Source organism: Bacillus sp. FSL L8-0167 (assembly GCF_038630295.1).
In the GTDB taxonomy this organism is placed as follows: Bacteria; Bacillota; Bacilli; order Bacillales; family Bacillaceae; genus Bacillus; species Bacillus safensis.
The window spans coordinates 1,541,295-1,560,103 of the sequence record NZ_CP152027.1; the positions used below are offsets into that span (position 1 = coordinate 1,541,295).

The window sequence follows — 18,809 nt, forward strand, 5'->3', positions numbered from 1 at the left end:
GTTGGATGTAAACCAGTACTTAGATATCTTTTTAGATGAAAGCAGAGAACACTTACAAACTTGTAATGAAAAACTTCTTGATTTAGAAAAGAACCCAACCGACTTGCAGCTAGTGAATGATATATTCAGAGCGGCTCATACATTGAAAGGAATGAGTGCAACGATGGGCTTTGATGATATGGCTCATTTAACGCATCATTTAGAAAACATGTTTGATGCTATCCGTAATGAACAAATGATTGTCACTCCTGAGTCAATGGATACGATGTTCGAAGCACTCGATCATCTTGAAGCAATGGTTCAATCGATTGCAGAAGGAGGAGACGGGAAACGTGATGTCACAGAGATTAGTAAAAAGCTAGATGTGACAGGAAGCCATGCTGAGGCAGCTTCTAGCGTTGAAACAGCAGATGCATCAGCTGCTGCTAATGACTTAGATTATAACGAATTTGAACGTACGGTTCTTGATGAAGCGAGAGAGCAAGGCTTCAAATGCTATGAACTTAACGTGACATTAAGCGAAGCGTGCTTACTAAAAGCTGTTCGTGTCTATATGATTTTTGAAAGACTAAATGAAGCAGGCGAGGTTGTCAAAACCGTTCCAAATGCAGAACTGTTAGAATCAGAAGATTTTGAATCTGAATTCAGCATTTCTTATCTTTCTAAACAGCCGATGGACGAAGTGCAGAAAATCGTCACGGCGATCTCAGAGGTTGAGAAGGTTGAGATCTCTGAAGTCTCCGCATTTGAAGAAGCAGCTCCGGCTGAAAAGCAAGAGGTGCAGCCTGAACAGAAAAAAGAAGAAACATCCGTTCCTGCTGTAAAAGCGCCAGCAAATGATGCGCCAAAAGCAAATGGCAATAACGGTGCAGCTGCCGGCGGCACGAAAACAATTCGTGTCAACATCGACCGTCTTGATTCTCTTATGAATCTATTTGAAGAACTTGTGATTGATAGAGGCCGATTGGAACAGATTGCTAAAGAACTAGAAAATAACGAACTCACAGACACAGTCGAAAGAATGACTCGTATTTCTGGAGACCTGCAATCAATCATCCTGAACATGAGAATGGTACCTGTGGAAACTGTCTTTAACAGATTCCCGCGTATGATTCGTCAATTGACGAAAGAGCTTAATAAGAAAATTGAACTGATTATTGAGGGTGCTGAGACAGAGCTTGATCGAACAGTGATCGACGAGATTGGAGATCCGCTGTTGCACTTACTTAGAAACAGTCTAGATCACGGGATTGAATCACCAGAAGAACGTGTGAAAAAAGGCAAGCCGGAAAAAGGTACGGTTCTATTAAAAGCGTATCATAGCGGAAACCATGTCTTCATTGAAGTAGAAGATGATGGAGGCGGGATTAACCGTAAAAAGGTGCTTGAAAAAGCGTTAGAGCGCGGGGTTATTACAGAAAGAGAAGCAGAAACGCTTGAAGATCATCAAATTGATTCATTGATCTTTGCAGCAGGATTCTCTACAGCTGATACGATTTCTGACATCTCAGGCCGCGGTGTAGGTCTTGACGTTGTGAAAAACAAGCTGGAATCACTTGGCGGATCTGTGAGCATTAACTCAACAGAAGGACAGGGTTCACTATTTTCGATCCAGCTTCCGCTTACATTATCGATTATTTCCGTTCTTCTTGTAAAACTAGAAGAGGAAACATTTGCGATTCCGATTTCTTCTATTATTGAAACGGCGGTCATTAAGAAAAGTGACATCCTGCAAACGCATGATCGTGAAGTGATTGATTTCCGCGGATTTATCGTACCGGTCGTGTACTTGAAGAAACAATTCCACGTACCAAATGCGAATGAATTAGAGGAAGAACTGCACATCATTGTTGTTCGTAAAGGAGACAAGCTGACAGCATTTGTGGTCGATTCGTTTATTGGTCAGCAAGAGGTTGTATTGAAATCACTAGGAGATTATCTGCCTAACGTATTTGCGATATCCGGCGCAACGATCCTAGGTGACGGTCAAGTTGCACTCATCGTTGACTGTAATGCACTGATCAAGTAAAAAACAATAGAGGAGCGGTCTGAAATGAGTACAGATATCAAAACTGGCGAAAAGATGATTGTGTTTATCGTAAACAAAAAAGAATACGCCATTTCAGTATCAGAAGTAAAGTCCATTGAAAAATGGCAGCAGCCGACAAGAGTTCCTGGCGTTGCCCCTTATATATGCGGTGTTATTAATTTACGCGGTGTCGTGACGCCTGTCATTGACCTGAGAGTCAGACTTGGTTCTACTGACAACGAGATTACAGATGAAACAAGAATGATCATTGTACAAGTTGGTGACATTGAAGTCGGCTGGATTGTTGATGAAGCAAATGATGTCATAACCGTCCATCAGGAAGAAGTAGAATCTTCTCCTGAATCAGCTGAAAAAGAAGGACAGTCATGGGTGACAGGTATCATTAAGCATGATCAGCGTCTTTTCAATATCATTCATGCCGGTGCTGTCCTCGACAAGAGCGTTCAAGGTGCACCTGTTCATTAAGGGGGATGTGAAATGAGCATTTTCAACGAAATTAAAGATGAACAGCTAGATATTTTAGGAGAGGTTGGGAATATCGGGGCAGGCCACGCAGCGTCTGCTCTTGCCAACCTATTGGATCGCAAAATAGATATGGCTGTTCCTTTTGTCAAGGTTCTCTCGTTTGAAGATTTAATGGATTTCTTTGGCGGTGCAGACCTTCCTGTTGCAAGCATTTTCCTGCGAATGGAAGGGGATTTAACCGGCTCAATCTTTTTCATTATGCCGTTTGAGCAAGCAGAGCAATTTGTAAGAGAGCTTGTCCAGGATCCGGCATTTGATATTGATACGATTCATGAACATGAGATGGGGACGTCAGCACTTCATGAACTTGGAAATATTTTAGCGGGCTCTTATTTATCAGCCCTTGCCGATTTAACCAAATTGCAGCTTTACCCAAGTGTTCCAGATGTCACGCTCGATATGTTCGGGGCTGTCATTAGTGAAGGGTTGATGCAATTCAGTCCTCTTGGCGATCAGGCGATTGTGATTGATACATCTATTTTTGATGATCAAAATAAGCAAGAGCTGAAAGGAAATATGTTTCTATTACCAGACTTTGAATCGTTTGAAAAACTATTCAAAGCATTAGGTAACCTATAATGAACGTGCAAATTCCCGCAGTTGTAAAGGTTGGTATTGCGGATGTTCAGCTTGTTAAATCACCGGACCGCATTCGGACATCCGGTCTTGGTTCCTGCGTAGGGCTTGTCTTGTTTGATCAAGACAAAAGGCTGGCAGGCCTTGTCCATGTTATGCTTCCAGATTCCTCTCTTTCAAAAGGGGCGGTGGAGAACTTGGCTAAATATGCAGATACAGGTGTCAAGCATACAATTGATCTGCTCTTAAAAGCAGGCGCGCGCAAACATGCGCTAAAGGCAAAACTTGCTGGCGGGGCGGAAATGTTTAAGTTTAAGTCAACCAATGATCTAATGAGAATTGGACCTAGAAACGTTTCAGCTGTAAAAGAACATCTGTCTCTTCATCATATCCCGATTATTAGTGAGGATACAGGCGGAAACAGTGGCCGTACAATTGAATTCGATCCGCTTACGGCAGAGCTTGAGATCCGTACTGTGAAGCAAGGCATTATGAAGATATAACTAAGGAAGTATAGGGGGATAAAGATGCAATCCTTAAATTACGAAGATCAGGCGCTATGGGCTAGATGGAAAGAGTGGAAAGACCCAGCTGCTGGAGATGATCTTATGCGCCGCTATATGCCGCTCGTCACATATCATGTTGGAAGAATTTCCATCGGTCTCCCGAAGTCAGTGCATAAAGAAGACTTGATCAGTCTAGGGATGCTCGGTTTATATGATGCCCTTGAAAAATTTGATCCCGGAAGAGATCTGAAGTTTGATACATATGCATCCTTCAGAATCCGCGGGGCCATTATCGACGGTCTTCGTAAAGAGGACTGGCTGCCTCGTACATCAAGAGAAAAAACAAAAAAAGTAGAAGCGGCTATTGAAAAGCTTGAACAGCGGTATTTGCGTAATGTGACGCCGACAGAGGTGGCTGAGGAACTCGGCATGAGTGAACAGGATGTCGTCACAACGATGAATGAAGGATTCTTTGCAAATCTGCTCTCAATTGATGAGAAGCTGCATGATCAAGAAGACGGAGAGAACGTCCAAGTCATGATTCGCGACGAGAAGTCTGTGACTCCAGAAGAGAAAATGCTGAAAGATGAATTAATTGAACAGCTTTCTGAAAAAATCACAGAGCTTTCAGAAAAAGAAAAGCTTGTGATCAGTCTTTTCTATAAAGAAGAACTGACATTAACAGAAATCGGTCAAGTGCTCAATTTATCTACCTCGCGCATTTCGCAAATTCATTCAAAGGCCTTGTTCAAGCTTAAGCATCTGCTTGATAAAGCCATTCAATCTTAAAGAGTTAGTGAGTGAAAAAATATGTTATGGCTGATTAGCTTCATGCTTCATGCTGCACTTATTTATTTTGTGATTATTTTATATACGAGAATGAATTCGCTGAAGGCAACAGAACAAAAGCAGCGAGAACTTCTAGAAGAAACGGAAAATACCCTGGCTGCATTTTTGATGGAGGTCAAAGAAGAGAATGACAAACTATCAAAAGTGGCAGCCGCTTCCCCTGATTTTTCTGCTGAAGAGCTGAAATCGGATCTTCAGACACCAAAGCAGCCACAACCACCAATTGAATCCCAGCAATCGGTCGAAAGTGAAGATCCCGTACCGGAGCACCTGTCGGCTCTCCTTAGCGAAGTTGAGGTGCAGGAAGAGAAGGTAAACGAACCCGTTCCACAACTCGAAACAGAGGCTTCTATGCCTTCTAAAAGTGAAATAGAAGAAACATTCGAGGACCAAGTGAAGACCCTATATGATGAAGGGCGGTCACTAGAAGAAATAGCGAAAGAAATGAAAACTGGCAAGACAGAAATCGAGCTTTTATTAAAATTTAGCGGAAAGCTGTAAAGGATTCTTGATTGTCAGTCCATCATGTGTTATATTATTTCTTGGTGTTAAATACACACGCTTAATGATTCGTATGAAGGTGCTGCCGTGGCGCAGTTTTATGTGAACATGACTTAAGCGGAGGAAAAAAAACCATTATATTAGGAGGCAACAAAATGTCAGTTATTTCTATGAAACAATTGCTAGAAGCTGGTGTTCACTTCGGTCACCAAACTCGCCGTTGGAACCCAAAAATGAAGCGTTACATCTTTACAGAGCGTAACGGTATCTACATCATCGACCTTCAAAAAACGGTGAAAAAAGTAGAAGAAGCTTACAACTTCACGAAAAACCTTGCTGCTGACGGAGGAAAAATCCTTTTCGTTGGTACGAAAAAGCAAGCACAAGATTCAGTGAAAGAAGAAGCAATCCGTTCTGGTATGTTCTATGTGAACCAACGCTGGCTTGGTGGAACTTTAACAAACTTTGAAACAATCCAAAAACGTATTAAACGTTTAAAAGATATTGAAAAAATGCAAGAAAACGGTACGTTCGAAGTTCTTCCTAAAAAAGAAGTCGTTCAACTGAAAAAAGAATTAGAGCGTCTTGAAAAATTCCTAGGCGGAATCAAAGACATGAAGAGTCTTCCGGATGCACTTTTCATTATCGACCCTCGTAAAGAGCGTATTGCAGTTGCAGAAGCTCGTAAATTGAATATCCCAATCATCGGTATCGTTGACACAAACTGTGATCCAGACGAAATTGATGTTGTGATCCCTGCAAACGATGATGCAATCCGTGCTGTAAAACTTCTAACTGCTAAAATGGCAGATGCGATTCTTGAGTCTAAACAAGGCGAAGAAGAAGCTGTTGTAGAAGAAACGACAGAAACTGAAACAACAACTGCGTAACCTATTCAAAAGGTGATAAGAGGGAAATGCCTTTTATCACCTTTTTTTCACCTAGTAATCCGTGTTTTAACATAGAAGGAGGAAATGTAAAATGGCAATTACTGCTCAATTAGTTAAAGAACTGCGTCAAAAAACTGGTGCAGGTATGATGGACTGTAAAAAAGCGTTAACAGAAACTGATGGTGACATCGAGAAAGCAATCGACCTTCTAAGAGAAAAAGGAATCGCAAAAGCTGCGAAAAAAGCAGACCGTATTGCGGCAGAAGGATTAACTCTTATCAAAACTGACGGCAACACAGGCGTGATCCTAGAAGTGAACTCTGAGACTGATTTCGTTGCGAAAAACGAAGGATTCCAAGCACTTCTTAACGAACTTGCTGATCATTTGCTTGCTGCTAAACCTGCAACACTTGAAGAAGCTCATGCTTCTAAAATGGAAAACGGTTCAACAGTTGAAGAGTATATCACATCTGCAATTGCGAAAATCGGAGAGAAAATCACTCTACGCCGTTTCTCTGTCATCACAAAAGAAGATAATGCTGCATTCGGTTCTTACCTGCACATGGGCGGACGTATCGGTGTGTTAGCTGTTCTTAACGGAACAACTGACGAAGAGCTTGCAAGAGACATCGCTATGCACGTTGCAGCTGTAAACCCTAAATACATTTCTCGTGACCAAGTGTCAGAAGAAGAAGCAAACCGTGAGCGTGAAGTATTAACACAGCAAGCTCTTCAAGAAGGAAAGCCTGAAAACATCGTAGCTAAAATGGTAGAAGGCCGTCTAAACAAATTCTTCGAAGAAATTTGCTTACTTGACCAAGCGTTCGTTAAAAACCCAGATGAAAAAGTGAAACAAGTTGTAGCAGCGAAAAACGCAACTGTTCAAACTTATGTTCGCTATGAAGTGGGCGAAGGTATCGAAAAACGTCAAGACAACTTTGCTGAAGAAGTTATGAGCCAAGTGAAAAAATAATGTTTGAAAAGCTCTCTGGGGCTTTTTTAGGGAGCACAAGCACTGTGTTCCCTATTTTTTAGAGGATATTGATTTACAAAAGACAGTTTCTTACGCATAATAAGAGACGGTATAGTTTACACTTGGAGGTTATCATGAGCAAACCGAAATATAATCGCATTGTACTGAAGCTAAGTGGCGAAGCACTAGCGGGTGATGCTGGAAATGGAATTAACCCAACTGTCATTCAATCAATTGCAAAGCAAGTAAAAGAAATTGCAGAGCTCGATGTTGAAGTTGCAGTCGTTGTAGGCGGAGGAAACCTTTGGCGCGGAAAGACAGGCAGTGATCTAGGAATGGACCGTGCAACAGCAGACTACATGGGGATGCTGGCAACAGTGATGAACTCACTGGCGTTACAGGACAGCCTAGAAACGCTTGGCATTCAGTCTAGAGTGCAAACCTCTATCGAAATGAGACAGGTTGCAGAACCATACATAAGAAGAAAAGCGATCCGTCATCTTGAAAAGAAACGTGTCGTCATTTTTGCTGCAGGAACAGGAAACCCTTATTTCTCTACAGATACTACGGCAGCACTTCGTGCAGCAGAAATCGAAGCAGATGTCATTTTAATGGCGAAAAATAATGTAGATGGTGTCTACAGTGCTGATCCTCGTACAGATGCGGATGCAGTAAAATATGATAAGCTTTCATATCTTGATGTACTTAAAGAAGGGCTTGCTGTAATGGATTCTACTGCGTCCTCATTATGTATGGACAATGACATTCCATTAATCGTATTCTCCATTATGGAAGAAGGAAATATTAAACGTGCCGTAAACGGCGAATCAATCGGAACGATCGTGAGGGGGAAATAACGTGTCAAAAGAAGTGTTGAACCAAACGAAAGAAAAAATGGAAAAAGCCGTACAAGCCTACGGACGTGAGCTTGCAACTGTTCGTGCTGGCCGTGCAAATGCTTCACTGCTTGATAAAGTGACAGTGGATTATTACGGTGCACAAACACCGCTTAACCAAATTGCGTCGATCACAGTGCCAGAAGCACGTATGCTGATTATCACACCTTACGATAAAACAGCAATCGGTGATATCGAAAAAGCGATCCAAAAGTCTGACCTTGGCATCACGCCAACAAGTGACGGAAATGTGATCCGCATTGCGATTCCTGCGCTGACAGAAGAAAGACGTAAAGAGCTTGTGAAAGTCGTGAAAAAATACTCAGAAGAAGCAAAAGTAGCTGTTCGTAACGTGCGTCGTGATGCAAACGATGATTTGAAAAAGCTTGAGAAAAATGGGGAGATCACTGAAGATGAATTAAGATCATCGACAGAGGATGTTCAAAAATTGACAGATGAATATGTCGCTAAAATTGATGACGTGACGAAAGATAAAGAAAAAGAAATCATGGAAGTTTAAGAAAAAACTATGTACAATAGATAATAGTGAAAAGACCCTCTTCATGTTTACAGGGGGTTTTTTTGTTAATACTGTTGATGACTATATTATTTAGCGGGAACGCAACCTTTTTGGGTGATGGAGGAATCTCATGCTCAATATACTCAAAAATTGGAAGAATCAGCAAACAGCAGCTTCCAACTTAGAAAGCCTGACAAAAGAAGACATATTAAATGGAGAAATTCCTGAACATATCGCCATTATCATGGATGGGAACGGAAGATGGGCGAAAAAACGTGCTCTTCCACGGGTAGCAGGTCATCATGAAGGAATGAAAGTCGTCAAGCGCATGACAAAGCTTGCAAATGAGCTGAATGTCAAAGTGCTGACTTTGTATGCTTTCTCTACGGAAAATTGGAAACGTCCAAAATTAGAAGTAGACTTTTTAATGAAACTTCCTGAAGAATTTTTAAACATCTACCTGCCTGAACTCATCGAAGAAAATGTCCGTGTGCGTTTAACAGGTGATCCAGACGGCCTCCCGCAGCATACGAAAAAAGCGGTAGAGAACGCAGTAAAGAGTACGGCGAACAACGACGGACTCATTTTGAACTTTGCGCTCAACTATGGTGGGCGCACAGAAATCGTCTCCGCATGCAGACAAATTTCTGAAAAGGTCAAAGAAGGTAAGCTTCGAGCAGAAGACATCACAGAAGAGATGTTTTCAGCTTATTTAATGACAGAATCTCTTCAAGATCCGGATTTGCTCATTCGCACGAGTGGAGAAATTAGATTAAGCAACTTTATGCTTTGGCAAATTGCGTACAGCGAGTTTGTCTTTACGGATGTGCTTTGGCCTGACTTTTCTGATGAGCACCTTATAGGCGCTATCGGGGAGTACCAGCGCCGCGGCCGGAGGTTCGGTGGAATTTAGAGGGTGGTGCAGATGAAACAAAGAATTTTGACGGGTGTTTTGGCAGCTGCAGTCTTTTTGCTTGCAGTTATATATGGACAGATGCCATTTACCCTGCTGATTTATTTAATGGGAAGTGTCGCTCTCTTTGAGCTTTTAAGAATGAAAAAGATCTCGATTTTCAGCTTTCCTGGTATTGTCAGCTTAATATTGCTTTGGCTTTTAATGGGCGGAGACAACAGCTTCTTCCCAAACGTGGACGCATCAAAAATGCAGATTGCTTTATTTGCAGTCTTAATACTTTTAACTTATACAGTTTTGAGCAAAAACTCTTTCACATTCGATGAGGTTGCTTTTGTTGTATTAGCCACATTATATATTGGCGTTAGTTTCTATTATTTTATCCAAATTAGAGGCTTATATGGCATGAGTGCGATCTTCTTCGCAGCAGTGATTATTTGGTCTACTGACTCAGGAGCCTATTTTATTGGGAAATCTATGGGGAAACGAAAGCTTTGGCCAGAAATCAGCCCAAACAAAACAGTAGAAGGATTTATCGGCGGAATCGTCACAGCGGTCGTGTTGTCACTTGTGTTTCAGGCGGTTACAGGATTTTTGCCATCATATCTGCTTGTGATGTTTATTACTCTTTTACTCAGTATCTTTGGACAGCTAGGCGACCTTGTGGAATCTGCTTTAAAGCGTCATTATCACGTGAAGGATTCAGGGACAATTCTCCCTGGCCATGGCGGGATTTTGGACAGGTTTGACAGCTTTTTATTCGTTCTGCCGTTTTTATACTTACTGCTCGCAACGTTTGCCAGCTAACCTCATAGAAACTTATTGAACGAGAGAAGGAGTGGCAATTTGAAATATATTTCGCTATTAGGCGCAACAGGATCAATTGGAGAACAAACGTTAGATGTGATCAGTCAGCACCCGGACAAGTTTAAGCTGAAAGCCATGACATTTGGCAGAAATATAGCAAAGGCGATTCCGATCATTGAGCGCTTTCAGCCTGAATTCGTCGGCTGTGTAGACGAAGAAACCTATCACACGCTAAAAAATCATTCATTTGCATACGATGTGAAGCTGGCTGCTGATGATGAAGCCAACATCGAGGCAGCGACCTATGATGCAGTGGACGTAGTGGTCAATGCACTTGTAGGGAGTGTTGGACTTGTTCCAACATTAAAGGCCATTGAACAAAAAAAGACGATTGCTCTCGCAAATAAGGAAACACTTGTGACAGCTGGTCATATAGTAAAAGAGTACGCTAAAACATATGATGTACCTTTACTTCCTGTCGATAGTGAGCATTCCGCTATTTTTCAATGCCTGCAAGGTGAACAAGCTAAAAATATTGAACGCTTAATCGTGACAGCTTCAGGTGGTAGTTTCCGAGATAAAAAACGAACTGAACTTGAAGGTGTTACGGTTGAAGAAGCGCTGAACCACCCGAACTGGTCGATGGGAGCGAAAATCACCATTGATTCAGCGACGATGATGAATAAAGGGCTCGAGGTGATCGAGGCACATTGGTTGTTTGATATCCCTTATGAACAAATTGATGTGCTGCTACATAAAGAGAGCATTATCCATTCGATGGTGGAATTTCACGACAAAAGCGTCATGGCTCAGTTAGGGACACCTGACATGAGAGTGCCTATTCAATATGCACTCACATACCCTGACAGGGCGCCGTTACAAGAAGCGAAATCATTGAACCTTTGGGAGATTGGACAATTGAATTTCCAGAAAGTGGATTTTGACAGGTATCGCTGCTTACATTTTGCTTATGAATCAGGTAAAATAGGAGGGACAATGCCTGCTGTACTTAATGCAGCAAATGAAATGGCAGTCGATGCATTTCTGAAAGGCAAAGTAACGTTCCTGCAAATTGAAGAATTGATTGAAAAGGCACTAATCAGACATCATGTGATTTCAACGCCTAGTTTGCAAGATATCCATGAAGTGGACAAAGATACACGAGACTTTGTTCAATCAATCCTCACATAAGGTGGTATGTTCGTGAATACAGTGATTGCGTTTATTATTATTTTTGGAACGCTCGTTTTTTTCCACGAGCTTGGCCATTTAATTATGGCGCAGCGCGCGGGGATTTTATGCCGCGAGTTCGCAATTGGTTTTGGGCCGAAGATTTTCTCCTTTAAACGAAAAGAAACCGTTTATACCATTAGACTTCTCCCTATTGGCGGATTTGTTAAAATGGCTGGAGAGGACCCTGAAGTTATCGAAATTAAACCAGGTCATACAGTGGGGCTCTTATTCAATGAGCAAAATGAAGTAGAAAAGATCATTTTAAATGATAAAGAAAAATATCCTGATGCACTTGTCATCGAAGTTGAGCAGATTGATTTAGATCATGCTATGAGAATCTCGGGATATGAAGCTGGAAATGAAGATATTCTGACTGGCTACAATGTCAGTCAAACAAGCTTCTATATTGCAGATGGTGAAGAAATTCAAATCGCACCATACAATCGTCAATTCGGTTCAAAAACGGTTTGGCAGCGAATTAAAGCTATCGCAGCTGGACCGATTATGAACTTTATTCTAGCGTATGTGATTTTGGTTGCTTTAGGTTTTATTCAAGGGGTAACCGTTGATGATCCTGTACTCGGTAAGCTGACGAAAGACGGCCGGGCGGCTGAGGCTGGACTCATGCAGGGAGATCACATCGTGTCCATTAACGGCGAGAAAATGAATTCTTGGACAGATGTCGTTCAAACAGTTCAAAAGAACCCTGAGAAAAAAATGAATGTCGTCATTGACCGAGACGGCAAGGAAAGCACTGTGCAGGTTGTACCAGAAGCTGTGAAAGCAGATGGGAAAAGCATTGGCCGTTTCGGATCATATCCGCCAACGGAAAATGGATTTTTGAAAGTTATTTCATCCTCTGGAACAACTGTCGTTTCAACGGCAGGTCTGATCTTAACGAACTTGCAAAAAATTGTCACAGGACAATTTTCACTAGACATGTTAGCAGGTCCTGTTGGAATTTATGACATGACAGGAGAAGTAGCCAAACAAGGTGTGTTAACATTAATGCAGTTTGCGGCGTTCCTCAGTATCAACCTAGGCATCGTGAATTTGTTACCGATTCCTGCATTAGACGGAGGACGTTTACTATTCTTATTTGTTGAAGCCATTCGCGGTAAACCAATTAATCGTGAGAAGGAAGCACTTGTTGTCTTTATCGGTGTTGCTTTCCTCATGCTGTTAATGTTAGTGGTAACGTGGAATGACATTCAGCGGTTATTTTTATAAAAACCATTCTCTCTTGTTTCTCATTCCGGGAAACAAGAGTTTTTGTGAGAAGTCCTATTTCATAAATGAGGTGTAACGACATGAGACAATCCCTGACTTTTATTCCAACTCTTCGAGAGGTGCCGGCAGATGCTGAGGCAAAAAGTCATCAACTCTTAGTAAGAGCTGGGTTTATTAGACAAAATACAAGTGGAATCTATCATTATCTGCCGCTTGCGCATAAAGTCATTCAGCATATTCAATCGATCGTCCGCAAGGAAATGGAAAAGGCAGGCGCAGCTGAGCTGCTAATGCCAGTGCTGCAGCAGGCAGAAATGTGGCAAGAGTCAGGAAGATGGTATACATACGGTCCAGAACTGATGCGTATGAAGGATCGCCACGGACGCGAATTTGCGCTTGGCCCAACCCACGAAGAAGTGATCACATCATTAGTACGCAGCGAAGTGAAATCGTATAAGAAGCTACCTTTAACACTATATCAGATTCAATCAAAATTCCGTGATGAACAGAGACCACGCTTTGGACTGCTGCGCGGACGTGAATTTATCATGAAGGATGCATACTCATTCCATTCTTCACCAGAAAGCCTTGATGAGACATACAACAAAATGTTTACGGCTTACTCTAATGTGTTCTCAAAAGTGGGTCTCAATTTTAGACCAGTCATTGCAGATTCAGGGGCAATGGGTGGAAAAGATACGCATGAGTTCATGGCGCTCTCAGAAGTCGGAGAGGATACCATCGCTTATTCTGATACGTCCTCATATGCCGCGAATATCGAAATGGCTGAGGCTGTATATCACGGAAAAGAAGCAAATCCTGCGGACTTCAAAGAGCTTGAAAAAGTCCATACTCCGCAAATGAAAACCATTCAAGATGTGGCTGGCTTTTTAGAAGTTGACCCTTCTGCTTGCATTAAATCTGTTTTGTTTAAAGCAGATGATGCGTATGTTCTGATCCTAACTAGAGGCGATCATGAAGTAAATGATGTGAAAGTGAAAAACTTGGTAGGAGCACAGCTTGTCGAGCTTGCTTCACGCGAAGAAGTGCTGAAAGTTATTGGAACTGAGCCTGGATTTGTTGGACCTGTTAAACTGGAAGCAGAAGTCGATATTTATGCGGACCTTGCTGTGAAGGGAATGACAAATGCTGTCGCTGGTGCAAACGAAGCGGATTATCATTATGTCAATGTCAATCCTGCACGTGACGTGTCAGTAAAAGAATTCACAGATCTTCGCTTGATTCAAGAAGGAGATGTTTCTCCAGATGGGGAAGGCACAATCCAATTTGCAAAAGGGATTGAAGTAGGACAAGTCTTTAAACTGGGCACTCGTTATTCTGAGTCGATGGATGCAACGTACCTCGATGAGAATGGTCGTGCGCAGCCAATGATTATGGGCTGCTATGGCATCGGCATCTCTAGAACGCTGTCAGCGATTGTTGAACAGCATCACGATGAGAAAGGAATCATTTGGCCGGAAACAGTGGCACCATATGACCTTCACCTCCTTGCATTAAATATGAAAAACGATGCGCAGAAAGAACTGGCTGAAACGTTGTACGAGCGCTTAGAAGATGAAGGCTTTGACGTACTTTTCGATGACCGCCAGGAGCGTGCAGGAGTAAAATTTGCAGACAGTGATTTAATTGGACTGCCAATTCGTATTAGCTGCGGAAAACGTTCAGAAGAAGGTATAGTAGAAGTGAAGTTTAGAAAATCAGGTGAATCACATGAAGTATCTGTTGATGATCTGATTTCATTTATACGCCAAGCATAAAGCGAACAAAAAAATGAAGGTACCTCCTGTAGAAAAGAGGTACCTTTCTGATTGACAAAAGGAGGGTCCTGTCTTGGATGAACAATTACCGATCACACGGCGGCAATTTCATATATTACTCAATCAGATTCAAATGACAGATGATGACCTCAGTCGTTACTTTGAAGAAGGAGAAATCGTCAAATTGACGGTGCATAAGGCGACGAAAACATGGCATTTCCTTTTTAAATTTAAAGCGCTTTTGCCTTACAAAGTATACGCCATGTTTCTCAGCAGGCTGACAAATGCATTTTCACATATTGCACAAATCACTTGTACGATTGAAGTGAGTGATCCGCACATATCTGAAGAACTCGTGCAATCGTACTGGTCACATTGTGTGGAAGAACTTCAAGGAATTTCTCCCCCAATCATCAGCTTGCTTCAGCAGCAAAAACCATCGCTGTCTGGACATAAAATCATCATTAAAACGAAAAGCGAAACAGAGGCACTCGCTATTAAGAAGAAGTACAGCCCGATGCTTCAGGCCGCATTTAAACAAGTGGGCTTTCCAGAGCTGCAATTCGATACAGAAATTTTTGTATCAGATCAAGAGATTCAGAAGTTCAGAGAACAAAAGCTTGCTGAAGATCAAGAAAGAGCCATGCAAGCCCTCACTGAGATGGAGAAGAAAGAAAGTGAGGAGCAGAATGAAGCTCCGTCAGGCCCTCTGATGATTGGCTATCAAATCAAAGACAATGAAGAAATTCGTACGCTTGATAGTATCATGGACGAGGAAAGAAGAATTACCGTTCAAGGCTACGTATTCGATGCAGAAACGCGTGAGCTGAAAAGCGGGAGAACGCTTTGTATCTTTAAGATCACAGATTATACAAACAGTATTTTGATCAAAATGTTTGCAAGAGAAAAAGAAGATGCTCAGCTGATGAAATCATTGAAAAAAGGCATGTGGGTGAAAGCAAGAGGAAGCATTCAAAATGATACGTTTGTCAGAGATCTTGTCATGATCGCCAATGATGTCAATGAAATGAAACCGCAGTTGAAAGAAGATACAGCACCTGAGGGTGAAAAGCGTGTGGAGCTTCATTTACATTCCCCTATGAGCCAAATGGATGCTGTCACTGGCATTGGCAGACTTGTTGAACAAGCAAAAAAATGGGGACATGAAGCAATTGCCCTGACGGATCATGCCGTTGTACAATCCTTCCCAGATGCGTATGCAGCAAGTAAAAAGCATGGCATCAAAATGATGTACGGTGTGGAAATCAACTTAGTAGACGACGGGGTACCGATTGCATATAACCCAGAGCACCGCTTGTTAGAGGATGCGACGTATATCGTATTCGACGTAGAGACAACTGGACTTTCAGCCGTTTATGACACGATCATTGAGCTGGCAGCAGTGAAAATAAAAGGCGGGGAAATCATTGACCGCTTTGAGGCATTTGCTAATCCCCATCACCCGTTATCAGCGACCACCATCGAATTAACAGGTATCACCGATGATATGGTGAGAGATGCACCAGATGTCGTCGACGTCGTGCGGGATTTCAAAGAATGGATTGGACAAGATATCCTTGTTGCGCACAATGCGAGCTTTGATATGGGCTTTTTAAATGCAGCGTATAAACGCCTGCTAAAAACAGATAAAGCGTCAAACCCTGTCATTGATACACTTGAACTTGGCCGGTTCCTTTACCCAGAATTTAAAAATCACCGGCTGAACACTCTTTGTAAAAAGTTCGATATTGAACTGACGCAGCATCACCGGGCGATTTATGATGCAGAGGCGACAGGCTATCTCATGCTGAAGATGCTAAAAGATGCGGCTGAAAAAGAGATTGCCTATCACGATCAATTGAATGAAAACATGGGGCAGTCGAATGCTTACCAGCGCTCACGTCCTTACCACGCGACATTGATTGCTCAAAATGAGACTGGCCTTAAGAATTTATTTAAGCTTGTTTCACTTTCTCATATTCATTATTTCTACCGGGTCCCGCGTATTCCGCGCTCTCAGCTTGAGAAATATCGAGAAGGTTTAATTGTTGGGTCTGCTTGTGATAAGGGTGAGGTATTTGAAGGAATGATGCAAAAGTCACCTGATGAGGTGGAAGACATTGCAGCATTTTATGACTATTTAGAAGTACATCCGCCAGAAGTGTATCAGCACCTGCTGCAGCTTGAGCTAGTTCGAGATGAGCGTGCGTTAAAAGAAATCATCACAAACATTGTCAAGCTTGGCGAAAAGCTGAATAAACCAGTTGTGGCGACTGGAAATGTACATTACCTGCATCCAGAGGACAAAATTTATCGTAAAATCTTAATTTCATCACAGGGTGGAGCGAATCCGCTGAACCGCCATGAACTGCCAAAAGTTCATTTTAGAACGACAGATGAAATGCTCGAAGCCTTCTCCTTCCTAGGAGACGAAAAAGCGAAAGAGATCGTCGTAACAAATACGCAAAAGGTATCTGAGATGGTCGAAAGCATTAAACCTATCAAAGATGATCTTTACACACCAAAAATTGAAGGTGCAGATGAAGAAATACGGGAAATGAGCTATCAAATGGCGCGCAGCATCTACGGAGATGATTTGCCGAAAATCGTAGAAGACCGCATTGAGAAAGAATTAAAAAGTATTATCGGTCATGGCTTCGCCGTTATTTACTTAATCTCTCATAAGCTCGTAAAAAAATCACTTGATGATGGATATCTTGTTGGTTCAAGGGGATCTGTCGGCTCATCTCTTGTTGCGACATTAACAGAGATTACTGAAGTAAATCCACTTGCACCTCATTATGTATGCCCAAGCTGTAAGCACTCTGAGTTCTTTAATGACGGATCTGTTGGTTCAGGCTTTGACCTTCCTGATAAGGACTGTCCAGAATGTGGAACGCCGTATAAAAAAGATGGACATGATATTCCGTTTGAAACGTTCTTAGGTTTTAAAGGAGACAAAGTACCTGATATTGACTTGAACTTCTCAGGCGAATATCAGCCGATCGCACATAACTATACAAAAGAGCTGTTCGGTGAAGATTATGTATACAGAGCAGGTACGATTGGTACCGTTGCAGAAAAAACAGCATATGGTTACGTAAAAGGCTATGCAGGAGATCATAACCTTCATATGAGAGGCGCTGAAATCGACCGGCTTGTACAAGGCTGTACAGGGGTAAAACGAACAACAGGCCAGCATCCAGGCGGGATTATCGTTGTGCCTGATTATATGGACATTTACGATTTCTCACCTATTCAATACCCAGCAGATGCGACAGGTTCCGATTGGAAGACGACACATTTTGATTTCCATTCGATCCACGATAACTTGCTCAAACTGGATATTCTTGGGCACGATGATCCAACGGTCATTCGTATGCTTCAAGATTTAAGCGGAATCGATCCAAAAACGATTCCAACAGATGACCCTGAAGTCATGAAGATTTTCCAAGGGACAGAGCCACTAGGTGTAACAGAAGAGCAAATTGGCTGTAAAACAGGTACACTCGGTATCCCAGAATTTGGGACAAGATTTGTTCGGCAAATGCTAGAGGATACAAAACCAACGACTTTCTCAGAGCTTGTTCAGATTTCTGGACTATCACACGGTACGGATGTTTGGCTCGGAAATGCGCAAGAGCTCATTCACAATAAAACATGTGAACTAAGTGAAGTAATTGGGTGCCGTGATGATATTATGGTCTATCTCATCTATCAAGGCTTAGAGCCGTCACTTGCCTTTAAAATCATGGAATCTGTTCGTAAAGGAAAAGGACTTCCTCCTGAATGGGAAGAAGAAATGAAGAATAATAATGTACCAAACTGGTATATTGATTCTTGTAAAAAAATCAAATACATGTTCCCTAAAGCCCACGCGGCTGCTTATGTGTTAATGGCTGTTCGGATTGCTTATTTCAAGGTGCATCATGCACTCCTGTACTATGCAGCTTACTTTACCGTTCGTGCGGATGACTTTGATATTGAAACGATGACAAAAGGATCGAATGCGATACGAGCTGTTATGGATGACATTAACTCTAAAGGTCTAGATGCATCACCGAAAGAAAAGAACCTATTAACTGTACTAGAGCTTGCACTTGAAATGTGTGAAAGAGGCTACCACTTCAAAAAAGTTGACCTCTACCGCTCAAGTGCAACGGAGTTTATCATTGATGGAGACGGTTTAATACCGCCATTCAACTCAATCCCTGGACTTGGTACAAACGTTGCGTTAAATATTGTCCGCGCGCGGCAAGATGGGGAATTCCTCTCAAAAGAAGATTTACAAAAACGCGGAAAAGTGTCGAAGACCATCCTTGAATATTTAGATCGTCAAGGCTGTTTAGAAGCACTTCCTGATCAAAACCAGCTTTCTTTATTTTAATGTGATAAATAAGAGCGCCCTAAAAGGGCGTTCTTTTCTCTATATACAATAATTTTATTATGTTAACTAATAAAGATTTCTCATCAATTGGAATTATTTTCTTATTCGTTCATATATCTTGATTTAGCGTGATGTTTTAAGAGAAGAGATTGTATGTCATTCTTTCTACCCAAAT

General features: G+C 41.9%; 16 protein-coding genes. All 16 read left to right on the forward strand.

The features are described from left to right. Position 1: 1 nt before the first annotated feature. On the forward strand, positions 2-2,029 hold the full coding sequence (locus MHB66_RS07860; protein ID WP_041117392.1) for a chemotaxis protein CheA: 2,028 nt from the start codon (positions 2-4) through the stop codon (positions 2,027-2,029). Positions 2,030-2,053: 24 nt separating this feature from the next. Then, positions 2,054-2,515 (forward strand): chemotaxis protein CheW, encoded by a 462-nt coding sequence (locus MHB66_RS07865; RefSeq protein WP_024424157.1) that lies wholly within the window; start codon positions 2,054-2,056, stop codon positions 2,513-2,515. Between the two features lie 12 nt (positions 2,516-2,527). Beyond that, positions 2,528-3,154 (forward strand): chemotaxis protein CheC, encoded by a 627-nt coding sequence (locus MHB66_RS07870; protein ID WP_024424156.1) that lies wholly within the window; start codon positions 2,528-2,530, stop codon positions 3,152-3,154. Continuing rightward, a complete protein-coding gene (locus MHB66_RS07875) occupies positions 3,154-3,654 on the forward strand; it encodes a chemotaxis protein CheD (RefSeq protein WP_024426989.1) in 501 nt (166 codons plus the stop codon). The genes MHB66_RS07870 and MHB66_RS07875 overlap by 1 nt, the downstream gene beginning before the upstream one ends. Before the next feature lie 24 nt (positions 3,655-3,678). Then, entirely contained in the window at positions 3,679-4,446 is a 768-nt protein-coding gene (locus tag MHB66_RS07880) for a FliA/WhiG family RNA polymerase sigma factor (protein ID WP_024424154.1), read from the forward strand. A 21-nt stretch (positions 4,447-4,467) separates the two neighbouring features. Further along, on the forward strand, positions 4,468-5,007 hold the full coding sequence (locus MHB66_RS07885) for a hypothetical protein (protein ID WP_024426990.1): 540 nt from the start codon (positions 4,468-4,470) through the stop codon (positions 5,005-5,007). A gap of 155 nt (positions 5,008-5,162) precedes the next feature. Continuing rightward, on the forward strand, positions 5,163-5,897 hold the full coding sequence (gene rpsB, locus MHB66_RS07890) for a 30S ribosomal protein S2 (RefSeq protein ID WP_024426991.1): 735 nt from the start codon (positions 5,163-5,165) through the stop codon (positions 5,895-5,897). 91 nt (positions 5,898-5,988) lie between these two features. Continuing rightward, complete coding sequence (gene tsf, locus MHB66_RS07895) at positions 5,989-6,870, forward strand: translation elongation factor Ts (protein WP_046310945.1); 882 nt, start codon at positions 5,989-5,991, stop codon at positions 6,868-6,870. Between the two features lie 134 nt (positions 6,871-7,004). Then, positions 7,005-7,727, forward strand: coding sequence for a UMP kinase (gene pyrH, locus MHB66_RS07900; RefSeq protein WP_008344767.1), 723 nt, complete (start codon positions 7,005-7,007; stop codon positions 7,725-7,727). 1 nt (position 7,728) lies between these two features. Further along, positions 7,729-8,286, forward strand: coding sequence for a ribosome recycling factor (gene frr, locus MHB66_RS07905; RefSeq protein ID WP_024424150.1), 558 nt, complete (start codon positions 7,729-7,731; stop codon positions 8,284-8,286). 130 nt (positions 8,287-8,416) lie between these two features. Continuing rightward, positions 8,417-9,199, forward strand: a complete 783-nt coding sequence (locus MHB66_RS07910; protein ID WP_034281803.1) for an isoprenyl transferase — start codon at positions 8,417-8,419, stop codon at positions 9,197-9,199. A 12-nt stretch (positions 9,200-9,211) separates the two neighbouring features. Next, positions 9,212-10,006, forward strand: coding sequence for a phosphatidate cytidylyltransferase (locus MHB66_RS07915; RefSeq protein ID WP_024424148.1), 795 nt, complete (start codon positions 9,212-9,214; stop codon positions 10,004-10,006). 39 nt (positions 10,007-10,045) lie between these two features. Then, positions 10,046-11,197, forward strand: coding sequence for a 1-deoxy-D-xylulose-5-phosphate reductoisomerase (gene dxr / locus MHB66_RS07920; RefSeq protein WP_046310947.1), 1,152 nt, complete (start codon positions 10,046-10,048; stop codon positions 11,195-11,197). Between the two features lie 6 nt (positions 11,198-11,203). Then, positions 11,204-12,469, forward strand: a complete 1,266-nt coding sequence (gene rseP / locus MHB66_RS07925; RefSeq protein ID WP_101677204.1) for an RIP metalloprotease RseP — start codon at positions 11,204-11,206, stop codon at positions 12,467-12,469. An 80-nt stretch (positions 12,470-12,549) separates the two neighbouring features. After that, complete coding sequence (locus MHB66_RS07930) at positions 12,550-14,247, forward strand: proline--tRNA ligase (protein ID WP_034281811.1); 1,698 nt, start codon at positions 12,550-12,552, stop codon at positions 14,245-14,247. Positions 14,248-14,380: 133 nt separating this feature from the next. Beyond that, positions 14,381-18,634 carry a PolC-type DNA polymerase III gene (locus tag MHB66_RS07935; RefSeq protein ID WP_235362306.1) on the forward strand — a complete coding sequence of 1,418 codons (4,254 nt, stop codon included), beginning with the start codon at positions 14,381-14,383 and terminating at the stop codon, positions 18,632-18,634. Positions 18,635-18,809 lie beyond the last annotated feature (175 nt).

Bases quoted from the DNA above. Each gene is read 5' to 3' on its own strand.
- MHB66_RS07875 (WP_024426989.1), top strand. From the start codon at position 3,154: ATGAACGTGCAAATTCCCGCAGTTGTAAAGGTTGGTATTGCGGATGTT.
- MHB66_RS07915 (WP_024424148.1), top strand. From the start codon at position 9,212: ATGAAACAAAGAATTTTGACGGGTGTTTTGGCAGCTGCAGTCTTTTTG.
- rseP (WP_101677204.1), top strand. From the start codon at position 11,204: ATGTTCGTGAATACAGTGATTGCGTTTATTATTATTTTTGGAACGCTC.
- MHB66_RS07885 (WP_024426990.1), top strand. From the start codon at position 4,468: ATGTTATGGCTGATTAGCTTCATGCTTCATGCTGCACTTATTTATTTT.
- tsf (WP_046310945.1), top strand. From the start codon at position 5,989: ATGGCAATTACTGCTCAATTAGTTAAAGAACTGCGTCAAAAAACTGGT.
- MHB66_RS07935 (WP_235362306.1), top strand. From the start codon at position 14,381: ATGACAGATGATGACCTCAGTCGTTACTTTGAAGAAGGAGAAATCGTC.
- MHB66_RS07880 (WP_024424154.1), top strand. From the start codon at position 3,679: ATGCAATCCTTAAATTACGAAGATCAGGCGCTATGGGCTAGATGGAAA.
- MHB66_RS07930 (WP_034281811.1), top strand. From the start codon at position 12,550: ATGAGACAATCCCTGACTTTTATTCCAACTCTTCGAGAGGTGCCGGCA.
- pyrH (WP_008344767.1), top strand. From the start codon at position 7,005: ATGAGCAAACCGAAATATAATCGCATTGTACTGAAGCTAAGTGGCGAA.
- MHB66_RS07910 (WP_034281803.1), top strand. From the start codon at position 8,417: ATGCTCAATATACTCAAAAATTGGAAGAATCAGCAAACAGCAGCTTCC.
- MHB66_RS07870 (WP_024424156.1), top strand. From the start codon at position 2,528: ATGAGCATTTTCAACGAAATTAAAGATGAACAGCTAGATATTTTAGGA.
- MHB66_RS07865 (WP_024424157.1), top strand. From the start codon at position 2,054: ATGAGTACAGATATCAAAACTGGCGAAAAGATGATTGTGTTTATCGTA.
- rpsB (WP_024426991.1), top strand. From the start codon at position 5,163: ATGTCAGTTATTTCTATGAAACAATTGCTAGAAGCTGGTGTTCACTTC.